Origin of the sequence: Stenotrophomonas sp. ISL-67 (genome assembly GCF_018612915.1) — a bacterium.
In the GTDB taxonomy this organism is placed as follows: Bacteria; Pseudomonadota; Gammaproteobacteria; order Xanthomonadales; family Xanthomonadaceae; genus Stenotrophomonas.
In genome coordinates this window covers 283,684-301,014 of sequence record NZ_JAGGRL010000002.1, presented here as the reverse complement: position 1 = coordinate 301,014, position 17,331 = coordinate 283,684, and the positions used below count along the sequence as shown (strand labels likewise).

General features: G+C 66.9%; 13 protein-coding genes. 8 read left to right on the top strand and 5 right to left on the bottom strand.

Going from position 1 to position 17,331, the window contains the following annotated elements; all coding sequences use genetic code 11:
* The first annotated feature begins 188 nt into the window (after positions 1-188).
* From J7J08_RS04940 to J7J08_RS04930, 3 genes are read left to right on the top strand one after another with little or no spacing between them, the layout of a single operon-like run.
* A complete protein-coding gene (locus J7J08_RS04940; RefSeq protein WP_214902111.1) occupies positions 189-2,009 on the top strand; it encodes an ATP-binding protein in 1,821 nt (606 codons plus the stop codon).
* Positions 2,006-2,446 carry a response regulator gene (locus J7J08_RS04935; RefSeq protein ID WP_214902109.1) on the top strand — a complete coding sequence of 147 codons (441 nt, stop codon included), beginning with the start codon at positions 2,006-2,008 and terminating at the stop codon, positions 2,444-2,446. The genes J7J08_RS04940 and J7J08_RS04935 overlap by 4 nt, the downstream gene beginning before the upstream one ends.
* A gap of 3 nt (positions 2,447-2,449) precedes the next feature.
* Positions 2,450-3,967 carry an ATP-binding protein gene (locus J7J08_RS04930; RefSeq protein ID WP_214902107.1) on the top strand — a complete coding sequence of 506 codons (1,518 nt, stop codon included), beginning with the start codon at positions 2,450-2,452 and terminating at the stop codon, positions 3,965-3,967.
* 7 nt (positions 3,968-3,974) lie between these two features.
* Here the strand turns inward: J7J08_RS04930 and J7J08_RS04925 are convergent, their stop codons facing one another.
* Entirely contained in the window at positions 3,975-4,712 is a 738-nt protein-coding gene (locus J7J08_RS04925; RefSeq protein ID WP_214902105.1) for a 20S proteasome subunit A/B, read from the bottom strand.
* Between the two features lie 84 nt (positions 4,713-4,796).
* Between J7J08_RS04925 and folK the strand changes: the two genes are divergently transcribed.
* Positions 4,797-5,282 carry a 2-amino-4-hydroxy-6-hydroxymethyldihydropteridine diphosphokinase gene (folK, locus tag J7J08_RS04920; RefSeq protein ID WP_214902103.1) on the top strand — a complete coding sequence of 162 codons (486 nt, stop codon included), beginning with the start codon at positions 4,797-4,799 and terminating at the stop codon, positions 5,280-5,282.
* Positions 5,283-5,687: 405 nt separating this feature from the next.
* Here the strand turns inward: folK and J7J08_RS04915 are convergent, their stop codons facing one another.
* On the bottom strand, positions 5,688-6,425 hold the full coding sequence (locus J7J08_RS04915) for a pteridine reductase (RefSeq protein ID WP_214902101.1): 738 nt from the start codon (positions 6,423-6,425) through the stop codon (positions 5,688-5,690).
* A 55-nt stretch (positions 6,426-6,480) separates the two neighbouring features.
* Here J7J08_RS04915 and J7J08_RS04910 point away from each other — a divergent pair, with 55 nt between their 5' ends.
* The gene (locus J7J08_RS04910) at positions 6,481-7,665 is read left to right on the top strand and encodes an SAM-dependent methyltransferase (RefSeq protein ID WP_214902099.1); all 1,185 of its coding nucleotides are present in this window, start codon (positions 6,481-6,483) and stop codon (positions 7,663-7,665) included.
* 16 nt (positions 7,666-7,681) lie between these two features.
* Positions 7,682-8,056: a VanZ family protein gene (locus tag J7J08_RS04905; protein ID WP_251006420.1), complete on the top strand. Its 375-nt coding sequence runs from the start codon at positions 7,682-7,684 to the stop codon at positions 8,054-8,056.
* 214 nt (positions 8,057-8,270) lie between these two features.
* Here J7J08_RS04905 and J7J08_RS04900 read toward each other — a convergent pair whose 3' ends face one another.
* The 3 genes from J7J08_RS04900 to J7J08_RS04890 form a co-directional block, all read right to left on the bottom strand.
* The gene (locus tag J7J08_RS04900) at positions 8,271-10,607 is read right to left on the bottom strand and encodes a family 20 glycosylhydrolase (protein ID WP_214902093.1); all 2,337 of its coding nucleotides are present in this window, start codon (positions 10,605-10,607) and stop codon (positions 8,271-8,273) included.
* Positions 10,608-10,726: 119 nt separating this feature from the next.
* Complete coding sequence (locus J7J08_RS04895) at positions 10,727-13,432, bottom strand: TonB-dependent receptor (RefSeq protein ID WP_214902091.1); 2,706 nt, start codon at positions 13,430-13,432, stop codon at positions 10,727-10,729.
* 104 nt (positions 13,433-13,536) lie between these two features.
* Positions 13,537-14,559, bottom strand: a complete 1,023-nt coding sequence (locus J7J08_RS04890; RefSeq protein WP_214902088.1) for a glucokinase family protein — start codon at positions 14,557-14,559, stop codon at positions 13,537-13,539.
* A gap of 368 nt (positions 14,560-14,927) precedes the next feature.
* On the opposite strand from J7J08_RS04890, the gene J7J08_RS04885 reads away from it, so the two are divergent.
* Positions 14,928-16,220 (top strand): sugar MFS transporter, encoded by a 1,293-nt coding sequence (locus J7J08_RS04885; RefSeq protein WP_214902085.1) that lies wholly within the window; start codon positions 14,928-14,930, stop codon positions 16,218-16,220.
* Positions 16,221-16,262: 42 nt separating this feature from the next.
* The gene (locus tag J7J08_RS04880; RefSeq protein ID WP_214902082.1) at positions 16,263-17,330 is read left to right on the top strand and encodes a LacI family DNA-binding transcriptional regulator; all 1,068 of its coding nucleotides are present in this window, start codon (positions 16,263-16,265) and stop codon (positions 17,328-17,330) included.
* Position 17,331 lies beyond the last annotated feature (1 nt).

The window sequence follows — 17,331 nt, the reverse complement described above, 5'->3', positions numbered from 1 at the left end:
GGCGACCTCGCAACCCGGCACCGGGGCGCGCCGATTGGCGCGCCTTTTTTGCGCACTGCAGGCGCTGTCCGCTCCTTTCCCGTATTCACGTTGGTGTGGAGTATATTCAGGACTTCGCCCCCGCAGGCGTCGCTCCCGAATCGGGATGAGGGCCGCGGGGAGGGGAACATGCGAGCTGACGAGGGTCTATGGCGCTGGTTTTCAGTGATGAACTCTGGGATCGCTGGCGGTTGCCGGTGCTCGGGCTGGCGACTGTCGCCATCATCGTGGTGCCGTGGTTGACCCTGCGCAAGCTCTCCGACGAGAATCTGGACGCGGTGCGCTGGGTCACCCACACCCAGGACGTCGGCGTTGCGCTTTATCAGCTGCAGGCCGATGTCCGCGACGTGGAGTCGGCGGCGCTGACGATGTCCAAGGGCATCGATGCCCCCGGCCTGCGCGAGCGCCTCGGCCAGGCCCGCCATATCCCGGAGCGGCTGGCGCGGCTGACCGAGTTGACCCGCGACAACCCCGAGCAGCTGGTGCGCATTGGCCGTATCCAGTCGCTGCTCGACCGGCGCATGGAACTGGCCCGGGAACTGGCGCGCTCCGGGCCCGAAGACGACCAGCGCCAGTTGGTGCAGGATCTCACCACCCGCTATCCGATCCGCGGCCTGATCGAGGAACTGCAGGACCGCGAGGACACGCTGCTGGCCGCACGCTCGGCGGTGTTCGCCGGGCAGCAGCGGCAGGGCGAGCTGGTCTCGTGGACCGCGCTGGTGGTGCAGCTGCTGCTGCTCGGCCTGGTGCTGTGGCTGTTGCATCGGCAGATCCTGCACCGCGCCACCGCCGAGCGTGCCACGCGGCGTGCCTCGGCACGTGCGGCGTCGGTGCTGCATACCGTGCGGGAGCCGATCGTGCTGCTTGACCGCGAATTGAAGGTGCAGCTGCACAATCCGGCGTTCGCCGAGCTGTATGGCCTGGCCGACGACGGGAGCACCGATGGCCGCGCCCTCGACACCCTGGGCGATGGTGCGTGGAGCGATCCATCGGTGCGCCAGCGGTTGATGGACGTGCTGCTGCGTGGCCGCGAGCTGTGGGACTTCGAACACGAACAGCGCACCGACGACGACCAGGTGCGCACCCTGCTGATCAACGCCCGGCGCATGCCGCTGCCGGACCGCGACGATGAAGTGGTGCTGATGACGATCAGCGACGTCACCGTGCAGCGCGCCGTGCAACAGCGCGTGGAAGAACTGAACCGCCAGCTGGAAGGCAAGGTGGAGCAGGTATCGGAGGTCAACCGCGAGCTGGAAGCCTTCAGCTACTCGGTGTCGCACGATCTGCGCGCGCCGCTGCGCCACGTGGCCGGGTTCTCGGACAAGCTGGCGCGGCATCTGGGCGAGGGCGCGGATGAAAAGTCGCGGCACTACCTGGACGTGATCGCCGGCTCGGCGCGGCGCATGGCGGCCCTTATCGATGACCTGCTGGTGTATTCGCGGCTGGGTCGCGCGGCGATGCGCCTGCAGGCCGTGGACATGCAGTCGCTGGTGGCCGACACCCGCGCGCTGCTCGATGCCAACGCGAAGACGGAAGCGGAACAGACCGGGGTGGCGCGGCATATCGAATGGAAGATCGCCGCGCTGCCGATCCTGGTGTCCGACGACAACATGATGCGCCAGCTGTGGTTGAACCTGCTGGGCAATGCCGTGAAGTACTCGGCCCACGCCGACCCGGCCCGGATCGAGGTGGCGTACGAGCGCCAGCCGGATGGCAGCCACCTGTTCAGCGTGCGCGACAACGGCGCCGGCTTCGACATGGCCTACGCCGACAAACTCTTCGGCGTGTTCCAGCGCCTGCACAAGGCCAGCGATTATCCCGGCACCGGAATCGGCCTGGCCAGCGTGCGCCGGGTGCTGGCCCGCCACGGCGGCCGTATCTGGGCCGAATCGGCGGTGGACCAGGGTGCCACCTTCCACTTCCTGCTGCCTTCCTCCCTCGACGCACTCAACAAAGGCCCCGCCGCATGACCGCTCTCCGCACCATCCTGCTTGCCGAGGACAGCCCCGCCGACGCCGAAATGGCCATCGATGCCTTGAAGGAGGCGCGCCTGGCCAACCCCATCGTGCACGTCGAAGATGGCGTGGAGGCGATGGACTACCTGCTGCGCCGGGGTGCCTTCGCCCACCGCGAGGAAGGGCTGCCGGCGGTGCTGTTGCTGGATATCAAGATGCCGCGCATGGACGGGCTGGAAGTGCTGCGCCAGATCCGCAGTGCCGAGGAACTCAAGCGCCTGCCGGTGGTGATCCTGTCCTCTTCGCGCGAGGAGAACGACCTGGCCCGCAGCTGGGACCTGGGCGTCAATGCCTATGTGGTCAAGCCGGTGGACGTGGACCAGTTCTTCGGTGCCGTGCAGACGCTCGGCAAGTTCTGGGCGGTGATCAACCAGGCCCCGGAGGTCGAATAACCCATGCCGCTCACCGGCTCCCCGCTGGGACACCTGCGCATCCTGCTGGTGGAGGATTCGCCCGAAGATGCCGAGCTGATGTGCGAGCAGATGCTCGACGCAGGGCTGGAGGCCAGCTTCGAGCGTGTCGAGACCGCTGCCGAACTTCGCGATGCGCTGCTGCGTTCTGCGCCGGACATCGTACTGTCCGACCTCGCCATGCCCGGATTCTCCGGCAACCAGGCACTGGAAATCGTGCGCGGCTGGCACCCGGACGTTCCCTTCATCTTCGTGTCGGGCACGATCGGCGAGGAGAACGCCGTGGCCGCGCTGCACCAGGGCGCCAACGACTACATCATCAAGCACCAGCCGGCGCGGCTGCCTTCGGCGGTGGCGCGTGCGGTGCGCGAGGCGCGCGGCACGATCGACCGCCAGCGGGTGGAAGCCGAGCTGATGCGCGCGCAGCGGCTGGAAAGCCTGTCGCTGCTTGCCGCCGGGCTGAGCCATGACCTGCGCAACATCCTGCAGCCGCTGTTGATCATGCCCGAGCTGCTCAAGGCCCGCACCGACGATCCGCACCTGCACCACCTGGCCGACGTGATCGCCGAATGTGGCCGGCGCGGGCATGAGATGGCCGAGTCGATGCTGTCGTTCGTGCGTGGCTCGCGCAGCCCCAGCGAGCGGATCCAGGTCGCCCACCTGTTCGAGGCGATGGAGCTGCTGTTGCGAAGTACGTTGCCCTCCCAGGTCAGCCTGCACCTGGACGTGGACGACCCCGGCCTGGCCGTGCATGCCAATTACACCGAACTGCAGCAGGTGTTGTTGAACCTGGCGCTCAATGCGATCCAGGCCATGCCCAACGGCGGGCGCCTGACCCTGCGCGCGGTGGCCGACCCCGATGGGCACGGCCAGGAATGGCTGCGCATCTCGGTGGCCGACGAAGGCGTGGGGATGAGCGCGGAAGTGCTGGCACACCTGTTCAACCCGTTCTTCACCACCAAAGCCAATGGCACCGGGCTGGGCCTGATCTCGTGCAAGCGCATCATCGAAGGCGCCCAGGGCAGCATCCGGGTAGACAGCACGCCAGGGGTGGGCAGCCGCTTCGACCTTCTGCTGCCCATGCGCGAAGCGCCCGCCGATGCCGCACCAGAGGAACTGCCGGTGGCGGCCGGCACGGGTCAGTCGATCCTGGTGGTCGATGGCGAAGCCACCCGGTTGTCGCTGCTGGGCAACGCCTTGTCCAGCCAGGGGTATCACCTCCAGCTGGCCTCCGACGGCGGCGCGGCCCTGCGCTGGATGCAGCAGGAAGCGATGCCGGCGCTGGTGATCGCCGATGCCGGCGCCAAGCTGCTCTCGGCCAGCCACTTGCTGGATGAGATGGCCGCGCTGGGTTATCGCGGCCCGGTGCTGGTGCTGGAAGAGGCTGGCGTGCCGGTACCGCTGCCGGGTTTCCCCGAGGGTGTGGAGGTACACGTGCTGCGCAAACCGCTGGAAATGCAGCAGGTGTTCCGCTCGGTGGCCGAAGCGTTGGCGGGAGGGTAGGTCCGGCCTACCCGTCTTCCCAGGGGAAGCTGGGCAGGCTGGCCACGGCCTGTTCCAGGCGCCGCGACCAGTTGCCGTGGATCTCGGCGTAGAGCGGGCTGTCGCCGGCCAGGCGCATGCGGTGGCTGACGCGCAGGTCGCCGGCACGCAGCAGCACCAGGTCGACCGGCAGGCCCACTGAAAGATTGGAGCGTATGGTCGAATCCAGCGACACGATCGCCGTGCGCGCCGCATCGTCCAGGCGGGTGTGCGGCCGGATGATGCGGTCCAGGATCGGCTTGCCGTACTTGGATTCGCCGATCTGCAGGAAGGGCGTTTCCGGCGAGGCGGCAATCGCATTGCCCAGGGGGTAGATCATGTACAGCCCCGGGTGTTCGCCGCCGACCTGGCCGCCCAGGATCAGGGTCGCCTGGGTGTTGACCCCGTCATGGCCGTGTTCGGGCGTGCTGCACTTGACCTGGCTGTCGACCAGCACCCGGCCCACGTACTCGGCCACCTCGAACAGGTGCCGGTAGGCGCGCAGGTTCTCCGGGCGCTGTTCCTCCACGTCGCGATGCAGCCGCGAGATCAGCAGCTGGGTGGTGGCCAGGTTGCCGGCGGCCATGATCACGAATGCCGCCTGGCCCGGAAACTCGAATTCGTGCAGCTTGCGGTGCACGCGCACGTCGTCCAAAGACGCGTTGGTACGGGTATCGGCGGCGAAGACCAGGCCCTCATCCACCGCAATGCCGACGCAATAGGTCATGTCGGTGTCCTATGATGTGCACCCCGATTCTATGCGGTGCCCCCGTTGGCCCCGTGTGGATTCGCCCCACGTACGCTGAATACCATGACCACTGTGCTCTTGAGCCTGGGCAGCAACCTGCAACCGCAGCAGCATCTTCACGCTGCGGTAGCTACGCTGCGCGGGCGTTTCGGCGATATCCGGGTATCCCCGGCGTACCGCACCGCTGCCGTCGGCTTCGACGGCCCGGCCTTCCTCAACAATGCGGTTGCCATCGAGACCGATGCGCCGCTGGAAGCGCTGGACCAGTGGCTGCACGCGCTGGAAGACGCCCACGGCCGCGATCGCAGCGGGCCGCGTTTCAGCGACCGCACCCTGGACATCGACGTGGTGTTCTACGGCGACCTGATCGTGGAAGGTCCCGGCCACCTGCGGATTCCGCGCCCCGAGCTCAAGCATGCCTTCGTGTTGAAGCCGCTGGCGGATATCGCGCCGGCGTTCGTCGACCCCGTCAGCGGGTTGGACCTGGCGACGTTGTGGCGGGCGCACCGGCAATTCGATGACGAATTCGAGGTCGTGGAACTGGGGTGACAGCATCCAATCGCGGGCATCGCCAACCCTCCGAAGCCAATGGTTGATTGATCCCGATCCCAATGGGGCCGTATGAATTCGTAGCCCCGGCCGTTGGCCGGACACCGCGCGCAGCGCGGCCCAAGTATCCGGAGACGGCAGAATGCGGTTTCGATACTCCGCCCGACGTTTAGACGATCCGAAGCCGGCGGTAGCGCGGGCCGTTGGCCGGCTGCTCTTCGATCCGGCGACATGAACGCCTGACGCGCGGCTTCGGAACGTGTAAACGCCGGGGTGTTGGCCACAACCATCGAGTGACCGGCTCCGGACGCTTGGGCCGCGTTGCGCGCGGTGTCCGGCCAACGGCCGGGGCTACGAACCGTTACGGGCCCATTGGGATCGGGATCAATCAACCAACGGCCCCCATCACGTCAACATCCGCCCCCCATCCACCCGCAGCGTGTGCCCGGTCACGAACGGGGCGTCGTTGACCAGCCAGTACACCGCTTCGGCAATCTCCTCCACCGTGCCGGTGCGGCCCAGGGGGGTGCGTGCCAGCAGCGCCTGTTGGGCATAGTCGTCCTTGCCCTGTTCGGGCCACAGGATCGCGCCCGGCGCCACCGCATTGACCCTTACCTTCGGCGCCAGCTCCAGCGCCAGTGAGCGGGTGATCATTTCCAGCGCGGCCTTGGCTGCGGCGTAGACCGGGTGGTCGCGCATCGGCTGGGTGCCGTGCAGGTCGGTGAGGTTGACGATGCAGCCCTGGTGGCGGCGCAGCTGCGCGGCGGCGGCCTGGGCCAGCAGCAGCGGGGCGCGGGCGTTCACCGCGAACAGGTCGTCCCACTGTTCGGCGGTGATCTGGCCGAGCAGGGTGGGGTAGAAGTTGGAGGCGTTGTTGACCAGCGCATCCAGCCGCCCGAACTGGGCCACGGTCTGTTCGACCAGGTCGGGCAGGGCCTCGGCATCGCGCAGGTCGGCCTGCAGGGCCAGCACGCTGCCCGGCCGCAGCATGTCCAGGTCGAAGGCCATCTGCTGGAGTTCGGCGGTGGACGTGTGCGCATGCAGCACCACCGACCAGCCGCAGGCGTGGAACTGGCGGGCAATGGCCGCGCCGATCCGGCGCGCACTGCCGGTGATCAGCACGACGGGTGTGGTGGCGGTCATCGGGGCTCCTTGCTGCTCGGCTATGCTGTGCATTGTCACCGCAATCGCCTGCACCATGCATTCTTCCCTGCCCACGCCCGATTCCGACGCCCTGGCCCACAGCGACGAACTGGCCGCCGCCCTGCGCGCGGAAATCCTGGCCAATGGCGGCGCCATGCCGTTCGCCCGGTTCATGGAGCTGAGCCTGTATGCACCGGGCTGGGGCTATTACAGCGCCGGTGCCAGCAAGTTCGGTGCGGCGGGCGATTTCACCACCGCGCCGGAACTGGGCCCGCTGTTCACCGCTACCCTGGCCAATGCCATCGCCCCGGTGATGCAGCAGCTCGGCCCGCAGGCGCGCTTCCTCGAACTGGGCGGCGGCAGCGGTGCGTTCGCCGAGGTCCTGCTCAAGCGCATGCTGGAACTGGATGCACTGCCCGAGCGCTACGCGATCCTGGAACCCAGCGCGGACCTGCGCGAGCGCCAGCGCGAGCGCCTGGAGAAGGCGTTGGTGCCACCGCTCTTTGCACTGGTGGAATGGCTGGACGGCCCGTTCGACGACGACTGGGACGGCGTGGTGTTTGCCAACGAAGTGATCGATGTCCTGCCGACCCCGCGCTTCCTTGCGCGCGACGGCATGGTCTACGAAGAAACCGTGGAACTGGATGCCGACGGGCGCTTCATCCGGGGTGCGCAGCCGGCCGATGCCATGCTCACCTCGGCGGTGCGGCACCTGGAGCGCTACCGTGAAAAGCCGTTCGCCGATGGCTACCGTTCCGAGCTGCTGCCGCACCTGCCGTACTGGATCCAGGCGGTGGCCGGCGGGCTGAAGCGTGGCGCGATGCTGTTCGTCGATTATGGCTACCCGCGCAACGAGTACTACCGCGATGACCGCGACGATGGCACCGTGCGTGCGTTCTACCGCCACCACGTGCACAACGACGTGTTCCTGTGGCCGGGCCTGCAGGACCTGACCGCGTCGGTGGATTTCACCGCGTTGGCCGAAGCCGGCACGCATGCGGGATTCGAGCTGGCCGGTTACTGCACCCAGTCCAGCTTCCTGCTCGGCAACGGCCTGGATGGGTTGCTGGCGTTGGCCGAAGCGCGCGCCGATGAGATCGGCAAGGTACGCCTGCGCGACCAGGTCAAGAAACTCACGCTGCCCAGCGAAATGGGCGAACGCTTCCAGGTGATGGGCTTCCAGCGTGACGTGGATTTCGATCCGGCGTTCCTGCTCGGCGACCTGACCTGGCGGCTCTGAGATGAAGGCGACAGGGATGTTGAAGCCACTGCGCTTTGCGCGCGTCTGGCTGGGGCTGTGGTGGCTGGCGATCGTGGTGACGATCGTGGTCTGCCTGATCCCGCCGCCGCCGTTGGCGTTGCCGCAGAACAGCGACAAGGTCGAGCATTTCCTGGCGTATTTCCTGCTGGCCTCGGCCGCGGTGCAGATCTACCGCACGCGTGCGGCGTTGCTGTGGGCCAGTGCCGGGTTGGTGCTGCTGGGAGTGGGCATCGAATTCCTTCAGGGCGCGCTCACCACCACGCGCATGGCCGACCCGATGGATGCGTTGGCCAACAGCGTGGGTGTGCTCGCCGGCATGGCCATTGCATTTACGCCGCTGCGTGATGCATTGCTACGGTTGCGTGGCTGAAACGCCACGGTAGGGTCGGTCCCCAGACGACCGCCGATTACGGTTGCAACCCCGGTAACGCATTGCAATCAACGGCAACGGCGTTTGCTTCGTTGCAGGTCATGCGTCAGCGAACGTTGATCCGTTCACTGCGGTCGCTTGGGAGCCGACCCTACCGACCGACGTTCCGTGTTTTCAAACACGGTGCCGGCCATTGGCCGACACCCTGTCGGCATCAACGCGGGACCAGCGTGAACTCGTCCAACACCCACATCGTCGGCCGCGTATCGCCGGTGAAGCGCACGCACAGGTCCTGGCGGCCCTTCAACGAACGCGGCAGCGCCGCTTCCAGGGTGATGAAGCCATCGGCACCCGGCGTGGCCGGCAGCGGCACGCTGGCCAGCGGCGTCCCATCGCACTGCGCGTTGAGGATGTCCATCTCGCCATGCGCACTGCGGGCCGCCACGAAGCGTCGCTGCGGTTCGTCATGGGCCAGCTGGAAGTAGTACGGGATCTGCCCTGCGCGCACCCGCAGCGTGGCGATACCGTCCACATCCGCGCCTTCCCACAACCAGCACGGGTTGAAGATGTTGACGTTGAAGATCGCCCGCCCGCCGTCGGCCGGGCCGTCGTCTTCCAGCCGCAGCAGCAGCTTGCCTTCGCCCGGGCACATGGCCAGGTGCTCGTCGGTGCGGGACAGCAGCGACTGCGCGGTGATGTCGAAGCGGCTGGCCGCTTTGGCCAGCGCCTGGCCGTTGAAGAACGTTGCAGCCTGCACGCCCACCGGCAGCGGCCGGGTCAGTGACGCGCTGTAGCGCGGCGACGCCGCCGTGACCGGGCTGCCGTCCACGCTGTAACGGATCTCGTAGTTGAGCGGGGTGCGCAGTGCCAGCGTAGCGGTGCCGGCCTTGCGGTCGCTGGTGACGTCCGCTTCCACTTCGAACGGGGTCTGCGCGTACGCAATGCCCATCGCCTGCCAGCGTTGCAGCTGCGACGGCAGCCGGGCCAGGAAGTCGGCGAAGTCGCGGCGGTCGCGCGGCGACCAGCCGGTTTCGGCAACGGCGGCCAGGCGCGGGAACACGTTGTGGTGCAGGCGCGCAACGCTGCGGGTGTGCTCGGTGAACATATTGGCCTGCAGGCCCAGGATGTGCTGCTGCTTGTCCTTCGCCAATGCGTCGGGCACCGGCTCGAAGCCGTACACTCGGCCCAGCGGGGTAGTCAGCGGGCGGCCCGGCGGCTCGTTCTCCGAGTTCGTCTGCAGGTAATCCATGTACATGTCGGTGACCGGCGACATCACCACGTCGTGGCCTTCGCTGGCGGCCTTCACGCCACCTTCGGTGCCGCGCCAGGACATCACCGTGGCTTCCGGCGGCAGGCCGCCTTCGAGGATTTCGTCCCAGCCGATCAGGCGGCGGTCGTGCTGCTCCAGGTACTTCTCCAGGCGCTTGATCAGGTGCGCCTGCATTTCGTTCTCGGTGCCAGCGCCCACTTCGCGCATGCGCTCCTGCACGCGCGCGGACGCTTCCCATTGGTCCTTCACCGCCTCGTCGCCGCCGACATGGACGTACTTGGCGGGGAACAGCGCGATCACCTCTTCCAGCACGTTCTCCAGGAACTCGAAGGTGCTCTCCTCGGTGTTGAACAGGTTCGGGAACACGCCCCATTCGCTCAGCGGCTGCAGCGGCGTATCGATCGTGCCCAGCTCGGGGTAGGCGGCAATCGCGGCGGTGGCGTGGCCAGGCACGTCGATTTCCGGAATCACCTGGATGTGGCGCGCGGCGGCATAGGCGATCACGTCACGGATCTGGTCCTGGGTATAGAAACCGCAGTACGGGCGCGGCGCGCCGGTAACCGGATCACGGCCGCCATCGCCGGCCGGAATGCGGCAGCTGCCCACCCCGGTGAGCTTCGGGTAGCGCTTGATTTCCATGCGCCAGCCCTGGTCATCGGTGAGATGCCAGTGGAAGGTGTTGAGCTTCTGTTCGGCCATCGCGTCGAGCACGCGCTTGATCTCGTCCAGGCTCTGGAAGTGGCGGGCAGAATCGAGCATCAGGCCGCGCCAGCTGAAGCGGGGCGCGTCGTCGATCTTCAGTGCCGGCACCACGCCGTCGCTGCCGCCGGTGAGCAGCTGCGAGAGGGTGGCCGCGCCATAGAACAGGCCCGCCTCGGTCGCGGCCTGCACGGTCACCCCGCGCGCATCGCTGCGCAGCTGGTAGCCCTCCGCGCCGGTCTTGAGCGTGCCGTCGAGCACGAAGCGGATGCCATCGGTGCTGCTTCCGTTGGCAGCGGTCAGTGCAGGGCCGCCGCTGTGCTGCAGCTGGGTCGCGAACAGGCCGGCCACGCGCTGGGCGGCAGCGCCCTGCGCACGCAGCGCGGTGGCGGCGGTGACGGTGTAGCCCGCGCCACCAAGGCGTTGCAGCTGGGCGGGGGCGGGAATGAGCGGTAGCGTGCCGGGCAGGGCGCGCGGGCCGTTCGCTGCCTGGGCATCGCTGGCATGGGCCAGCGGCACGAGGGAGAGTGCCAGTGCGAACGACAGCAGCGACAGCGAGGTACGACGGGTGCGGGTATGCATCGGGTCATTCCTTTGGTGCGGTGTGAAAAAAAAAACGGGCCCGGATCCGGGCCCGTTTTTGGTGGGGCGGTACGGCCCACGGGTAGCGCGGGCCGTTGGCCGGCACACCCCATGCCGGATCAGTACTTGAAGCGGAAGTTCAGATAGTACTGGCGACCGTTGGAGTAGAACGAGGTCGGAATCAACGCGCTCTGGTAGTACTTGTAGGTCGGGTTGTTGAGGTTCAGGCCATCCAGGCTGATGCTCAGCCAGTCGGTGGCCTTGTAGCTCAGCGACGCCGACAGTGTGCCGAAATCATCCTGGTAGTACGGGTTGGCACCGGACAGGCTGATCAGGAACGACGAACGGCGGGTGTAGCTGACGCGGGCACCGAAGCGTTCGTTCTCGAAGTACGCACCCACGTTGTAGGTGTTCTTGGAGGTGCCCAGCAGGTTGTTGGTGCCATCGGCCCAGGTGTGGTCGGTCTTGCCATTGGCGTAGGTGTAGTTGGCGTTGACGCCGAAGTAATCGCCGATCGGCTGTTCGTAGGCCACTTCCACCCCGGTGACCTGGCCATCGGCATTGATGGGGGTGGAGATGTCGTAGGTCTCAAGCTGGTTGGTCAGCTCGCTGAACAGCTGGCGCTGGACCACGTCGAAGGCGATGTAGTCCTTCAGGCGCATATGGTACGCACCGACGGACACCAGACCGCGCGGCATGAAGTACCACTCCAGGTTGGCATCGAGGTTGCTCGACAGGGTCGGCTTCAGGTTCGGGTTGCCACCGCCGCCGGTCTTGTTGAGGTCCGAGCCCCACGCCGACGCGCCCAGCGCCGAGTAGTCGGGCAGGGTCTGCGTCTGCGACGCGGCCACGCGCAGCACCAGGTCGTCGTCCAGGTCGAACTTGATGTTGGCGCTCGGCAGCACGCGATCATGCTTGTTCTGGAAGGCCTGGCGCTGCCACATGCCGAACAGGCTGCTCACGTCCGCACGGGCCGGGTCGTTGACCGCAAGGAAGGTGTCGATGTCCTGCTTGATGTTGACGTAACGCAGGCCGACGTTGCCGCTCCACCAGTCACCGGTGAAGTTGGCCTGGACGTAACCGGCGAAGTTCTTTTCCTTCACCTTCCATTCGGCGCCGTAGTTGTGGCGGCCATCTGCGCCGTCATTGTTGGACAGCCAGGTGGAGTTGTTGATGATGGCGTTCTTCAGCGCGTCCGGGGTGTAGTACCAGATGTTGCGCGGGAAGGTGCCGCCGACGCCGCTGGCGAAGTTGCCCGGATACTGGCCGGTGGGGCTGCCTTGCAGGGCCGACCAGATATCGCCCGGCGTCGCGCCTTCCGGGGACAATGCCTCACGTTCGTGGTCGGCAAAGCGCACGCCGAAGTCGATCGAGCTCAGCGTGCCGCCGTCGCTGAAGTACTGGTTGAAGTCCAGCGACGCCCAGTCTTCCTTGTCTTCGGCCTTGACCAGCTGGTTGCCCCAGGTGCCGAAGCTGCTGACACCGGCTTCGCTGAGGTCGCCCCCGATGTTCCAATCGACCGGCGAACCGGCGCCATGGCTGGCGTAGGATGCGCCACCGCCCTGGCCGACGGTGACTTCGGCGATGAACTGGCGCGGGGTTTCGCCGGTGCCCTTGGTGGTGCCGGCCTGGAACTTGGCGGTGAGATTGTCGTTGATCTGCCAATCCGCATCGAAGGTGACGTAGCTGGTCTTCGCCGTGGCCTCACGGTAGATCATGTCGTACACGCCGTAATTGGTGCCGGGAACGCCGGTGTACGTCGCGTTGGTGATCACGCCATCGACCACGGTGTAACCCGGGTCCGGGGCCTGGGTCCTGCCGAAGCCGCTGCCGAACATCATGAAGTTGCGGTTGTAGTTGTTCGCCTCCAGTTCGGAAGTGAACCCGCTCAGGCCCAGGGTCAGGGTGTCGATCGGCTTCCACTGCAGGGTAACCATGCCACCCTTGCGCTTGCGGGTCTGCTCGAACAGGGTTGAACCCAGCAGGCCGGGAATGGACAGGCCTTCCAGGTCCGGGCGCGGTGCCTGCAGGAACTGGCCGGGGTTGGCCTCGTCGGGAATACCTGCCACCACCGGGTCGGTCGCCTTGAGCGCGAAGAAGCCGCCCGGGATTTCCTGCGCTTCACGGCGCAGCTCGCGCTTCTGGTAGAAGCCCTGTACCAGCACGCCGAAGGTGTTGGCGTCGTTCTTGTAGTTGAACAGGGCCGAGTACTGCGGATCGGTCGAGTCGGCCTGGTCCGAGCGCACCGCGCCTACCGAGGCTTCCGCCGTGAACTGCTTGGCAAAGCCCAGCGGGGTACGGGTGATGATGTTCACGGTGCCGGTGGTGCCGCCGTCCTGCAGCTTGGCCTGCGAGGACTTGTTCACTTCCACCGAGCTGACCAGTTCGGACGGCAGCAGCGAATAACTCACGCTGCGGCCGACATTGTTGCCCTGGCTGAGCACGAACCAGTCGGCCGAGCCGACGCTGTGGCCGTTGATCAGGGTCTGGGTGAGGCTGGGGCTGGTGCCGCGCAGGCTGACGCGGTCGGCCTCGTCGAAGCCGCCTTCGTCGGCGCTGGCCGAGCTGATGTTCACGCCCGGCAGGCGCTGCAGGGTATCGGCCACGTTGTGCGCCGGCAGCTTGCCGACGTCTTCGGCGGTCACCACTTCCAGGCGCGCATTGGCTTCACGCTTGGTGTCGAGGGATTTCTCCATCGACCCGCGGATACCGGTGACGATCACGGTGTCCAGGTCGGTGGGGGAGGGCTGTGCGTCCTGCGCGTGGGCGCCGAAGGCAAGGCAGCTGAAAATGGCTGCCGAAAGCAGGCTCTTGCGGTGGTTCATGATGTCTCTCCTCATCAATCGTTTGTGCGCCAGCGACGGCGTGCGGTTTGCGATGCGTGCGACCTTGCCCAGCGACCGTTGCCGGTGCGCGACCTACCTACCTTTCAAAAAGCGTCCGTGCGGCCGAGGTACCAGCTGGCGGCGCCGATGACGCCCAGCTGCCCGTGCTCGACCACCTTCACGGGAATGCGTTCCAGCGCCTCGCGCATCGGCCCCTTGTTGAGGTACCGGGAGACGAAGGTGCTGTTCAACAGGAATTCGCGGATCTGCGGCAGGATCCCGCCGGCCAGGTACACGCCACCGTGGGCGCCGTACTGCAGCGCCATGTCGCCGATGGTGCTGCCGAGCAGGCCGCAGAACACTTCCAGGCTCTGGCGGGCCAGCACGTCCTGGTTGCTGACGGCTGCGGCGGTGATCGCATCGGGCGTGGCCAGCACGGCCGGCTGGCCTTCGATCGCGCACAGCGCGCGGTAGAGGTTCATCAGGCCCGGGCCGGACAGCGCATGTTCGACCGATACGTGCGCAAGCTCGCGCTGCATCTGCCGCACGATCGCCATTTCCAGCTCGGTGCTCACCGCCAGCGTCGGCTGCCCGGCTTCGGTGGCCAGCACCACCGCACCCTGCGCGGTCGGAATCCATACTGCAGCGCCCAGGCCGGTGCCGGGGCCGACCACCAGGGTCGGGCCGCGCGGGGCGGTTGCCGGGCCGGTCAGCTGCAGCACGCCGCTGGCATCGACCTGGGCGGCGGCGTAGGCCACGGCCTCGAAGTCGTTGACGATATAGACCGCTTCCAGGCCCAGGTCGGCTTCGATCTGGCGGGCAGACAACGGCCACGGCACGTTGGCCGTGATCACCGTACCGTCTTCGCGGGCATACCCGGCGGTGGCCACCACGCAATGCGCGGGGCGCTCGCCGTCGGCGATGAAGGCCTGCAGGATCGCACTCAGGCCGGCGTAGTCGGCATTGCGGAACTTGCGGTATTCGAGCAGCTGGACCGGATGGGCCGGGTCCTGGCTGGCCTGGGCACGGGCCACGCGAACGTGCGTGCCGCCCACGTCGGCAGCCAGGAACGGCGGCGGCTTCGCGGCGGGGGCATGGGCCGGTACGGCGTGGGCGGCTGCGGTCACACGGGCTCCCTTGGGATACGTACGGCCAGGTCTGGACCCGGCGATTGAGCGGAGTCTGTAATCGTTCTGACAACGATGTCAACGATAACCTCACACTTTCGATGCTGCGCCGCAGCGAGCTGCGTCACAGGAAAACGTTTTCACTCCACTGCCGTCAAGATTTCGTAAAGCCGTTGCAATCAGTGGGGATGTGAAGGCGTGGCGGGCCGTTGCGGGGTTTCTGCGCAGGTGCAGCATGGGGTTTTCCGCGACGTGCGCCGAAACCACGTGTTGACAAAGTCGGGTGGCCCGTCGAATAAATGTGACAACGTTGTTCCCAGCCACTCTTCCGACGCCGCCCGCGCGCCGTCGATGCAGGAGCCTTCCAGATGTCCGCAGTGCCTGCTGCTTCCGCGCGTTCGAGCGTGGCCACCTCGATCCTCATCATCGGGGTGCTGTTTTTCCTGATCGGCTTCTTCACCTGGCTCAACGGCCCGCTCATCACCTTCGTCAAGCTGGCCTTCGAGCTGGACGAAGTCGGCGCCTTCCTGGTGCTGATGGTGTTCTACCTGTCGTACTTCTTCCTGGCGCTGCCGGCCTCGTGGATCCTCAAGCGCACCGGCATGAAGAAGGGCCTCAGCCTGAGCCTGCTGGTGATGGCCGCCGGTGCGGTGGTGTTCGCGCACTTCGCGCAGCAACGCTGGTACCCGGGCGCGCTCAGTGGCCTGTTCATCATCGGCAGCGGGCTGGCCCTGCTGCAGACGGCGGTGAACCCGTACATCAGCATCCTCGGCCCGATCGAAACCGCTGCACGGCGCATCGCGCTGATGGGCATCTGCAACAAGATCGCCGGCATGATCGCCCCGTTCCTGATCGGTACGCTGGTGCTGCATGGCATCGGCGACCTGTCCGAGCAGGTGGCCAGTGCCGATCCGGTGACCCGCAACGCGCTGCTGGATACCTTCGCGGCCAAGATCCAGATGCCGTACATGGCCATGGCCGGCCTGCTGGTGGTGCTGGCGGTGGGCGTGCTGTTCTCGCCGCTGCCGGAAATCAAGACCGCCGAAGCCAACGCAACGCCGGCGCGGGCGCCGGGCGCTGCAGAGCGCACCAGCATCTTCCAGTTCCCGCACCTGTGGCTGGGCGTGCTGTGCCTGTTCGTGTATGTGGGCGTGGAAGTGATGGCCGGTGATGCCATCGGCACCTACGGGCACGGCTTCGGCCTGCCGCTGGACCAGACCAAACTGTTCACCTCCATTACCCTGTTCGCCATGCTGGTGGGTTACCTGGCCGGCCTGGCGCTGATCCCGCACATGGTGTCGCAGTCGCGCTATCTGAGCATTTCGGCCAGCCTGGGCGTGCTGTTCTGCATCGGCGCGCTGTTCACCCACGGCTATGTCTCGGTGGGCTTCGTGGCTGCGCTGGGCTTTGCCAACGCCATGATGTGGCCGGCGATCTTCCCGCTGGCGATCCGTGGCCTGGGACGCTTCACCGAAACCGGCTCGGCGCTGCTGGTCATGGCCATCGCCGGTGGCGCGATCATCCCGCAGGCGTTCGCGGTGCTGAAGCAGCATTTCGACTTCCAGTGGGTGTTCGCGGGCCTGATGGTGCCGTGCTACCTGTACATCCTGTTCTATTCCCTGCGCGGCCACCGGGTCGGCCTGCCCCGCGACGGGCAGTGATCGGCGATCATGGACGCCCAACCGGTGAGCCAGGAAAAGAGCATGCGTAGAGCGACCATCAAGGACGTCGCCGAACGGGCCAAGGTGTCGTTGAAGACCGTCTCGCGCGTCATCAACAACGAACCGTCGGTCATGCAGGCCACGCGCGCGCGCGTACTGCGCGCCATCGCCGAGCTCGACTACGAGCCCGATCCGGCCGCACGCAACCTGCGCACCGGCACCACGCTGGTGATCGGGCTGGTGTACGACAACCCCAACCCGTACCACATCATCGGCGTGCAGAACGGCGTGCTTGCTGCCTGCCGCGAGACCGGCTTCGGGCTGCAGATCCATCCCTGCGATTCCAGTTCGCCGATGCTGGCCGAAGAACTCGCCGACTGGGTGCAGCGTTCGCGCCTGGCCGGGCTGGTGCTGACCGCGCCGATGTCCGAACGCCGCGACCTGGTCGCCGCGCTGACCGCGCGTGGCATCAAGCTGGTACGCATCATCGCCGCCACCGCCGATCCGGAGGATGGCGCGTGCGTGTTCGTGGACGACCGCGAGGCCGCCTACGAAATCACCGAACACCTGATCCAGCTCGGCCACCAGCGCATCGGCTTCCTCTGGGGCGGCTCCTCGCACCGTTCCAGCGGCGAACGCCATGCCGGTTACGAAGCCGCGCTGCGCGACTACGGCATGACCGTGGACAAGCACCTGGTGGTGCAGGGCGACTACACCTTCGACGATGGCTTCCGGGGCGCACGTCGCCTGCTGGCGCTGCGCGAACCGCCCACCGCGATCTTCGGCTCCAACGATGAGATCGCCGCAGGCGTGCTGGCTGCGGCCAAGTCGGCCGGCATGAACGTGCCCTATGACCTGTCCATCGCCGGCTTCGAGGACAGCCCGTTCTCGCGCCAGTCGTGGCCACCGCTGACCACCGCCAAGCAGGCCACCGAAGACATCGCGCGGCATGCCGCGCGCCTGTTGATCGCGCAGCTGCGCAGCGACGCGTACGACGACGCGCCACTGCAGCTGCAGAACCAGGGTTTCGTGCCGCAGCTGGTCGTGCGCGGTTCCACCGCCCCGATGCGGCCGCTTGGCGCACGGCCCTCCCCCCCTGAAACCACCTGAG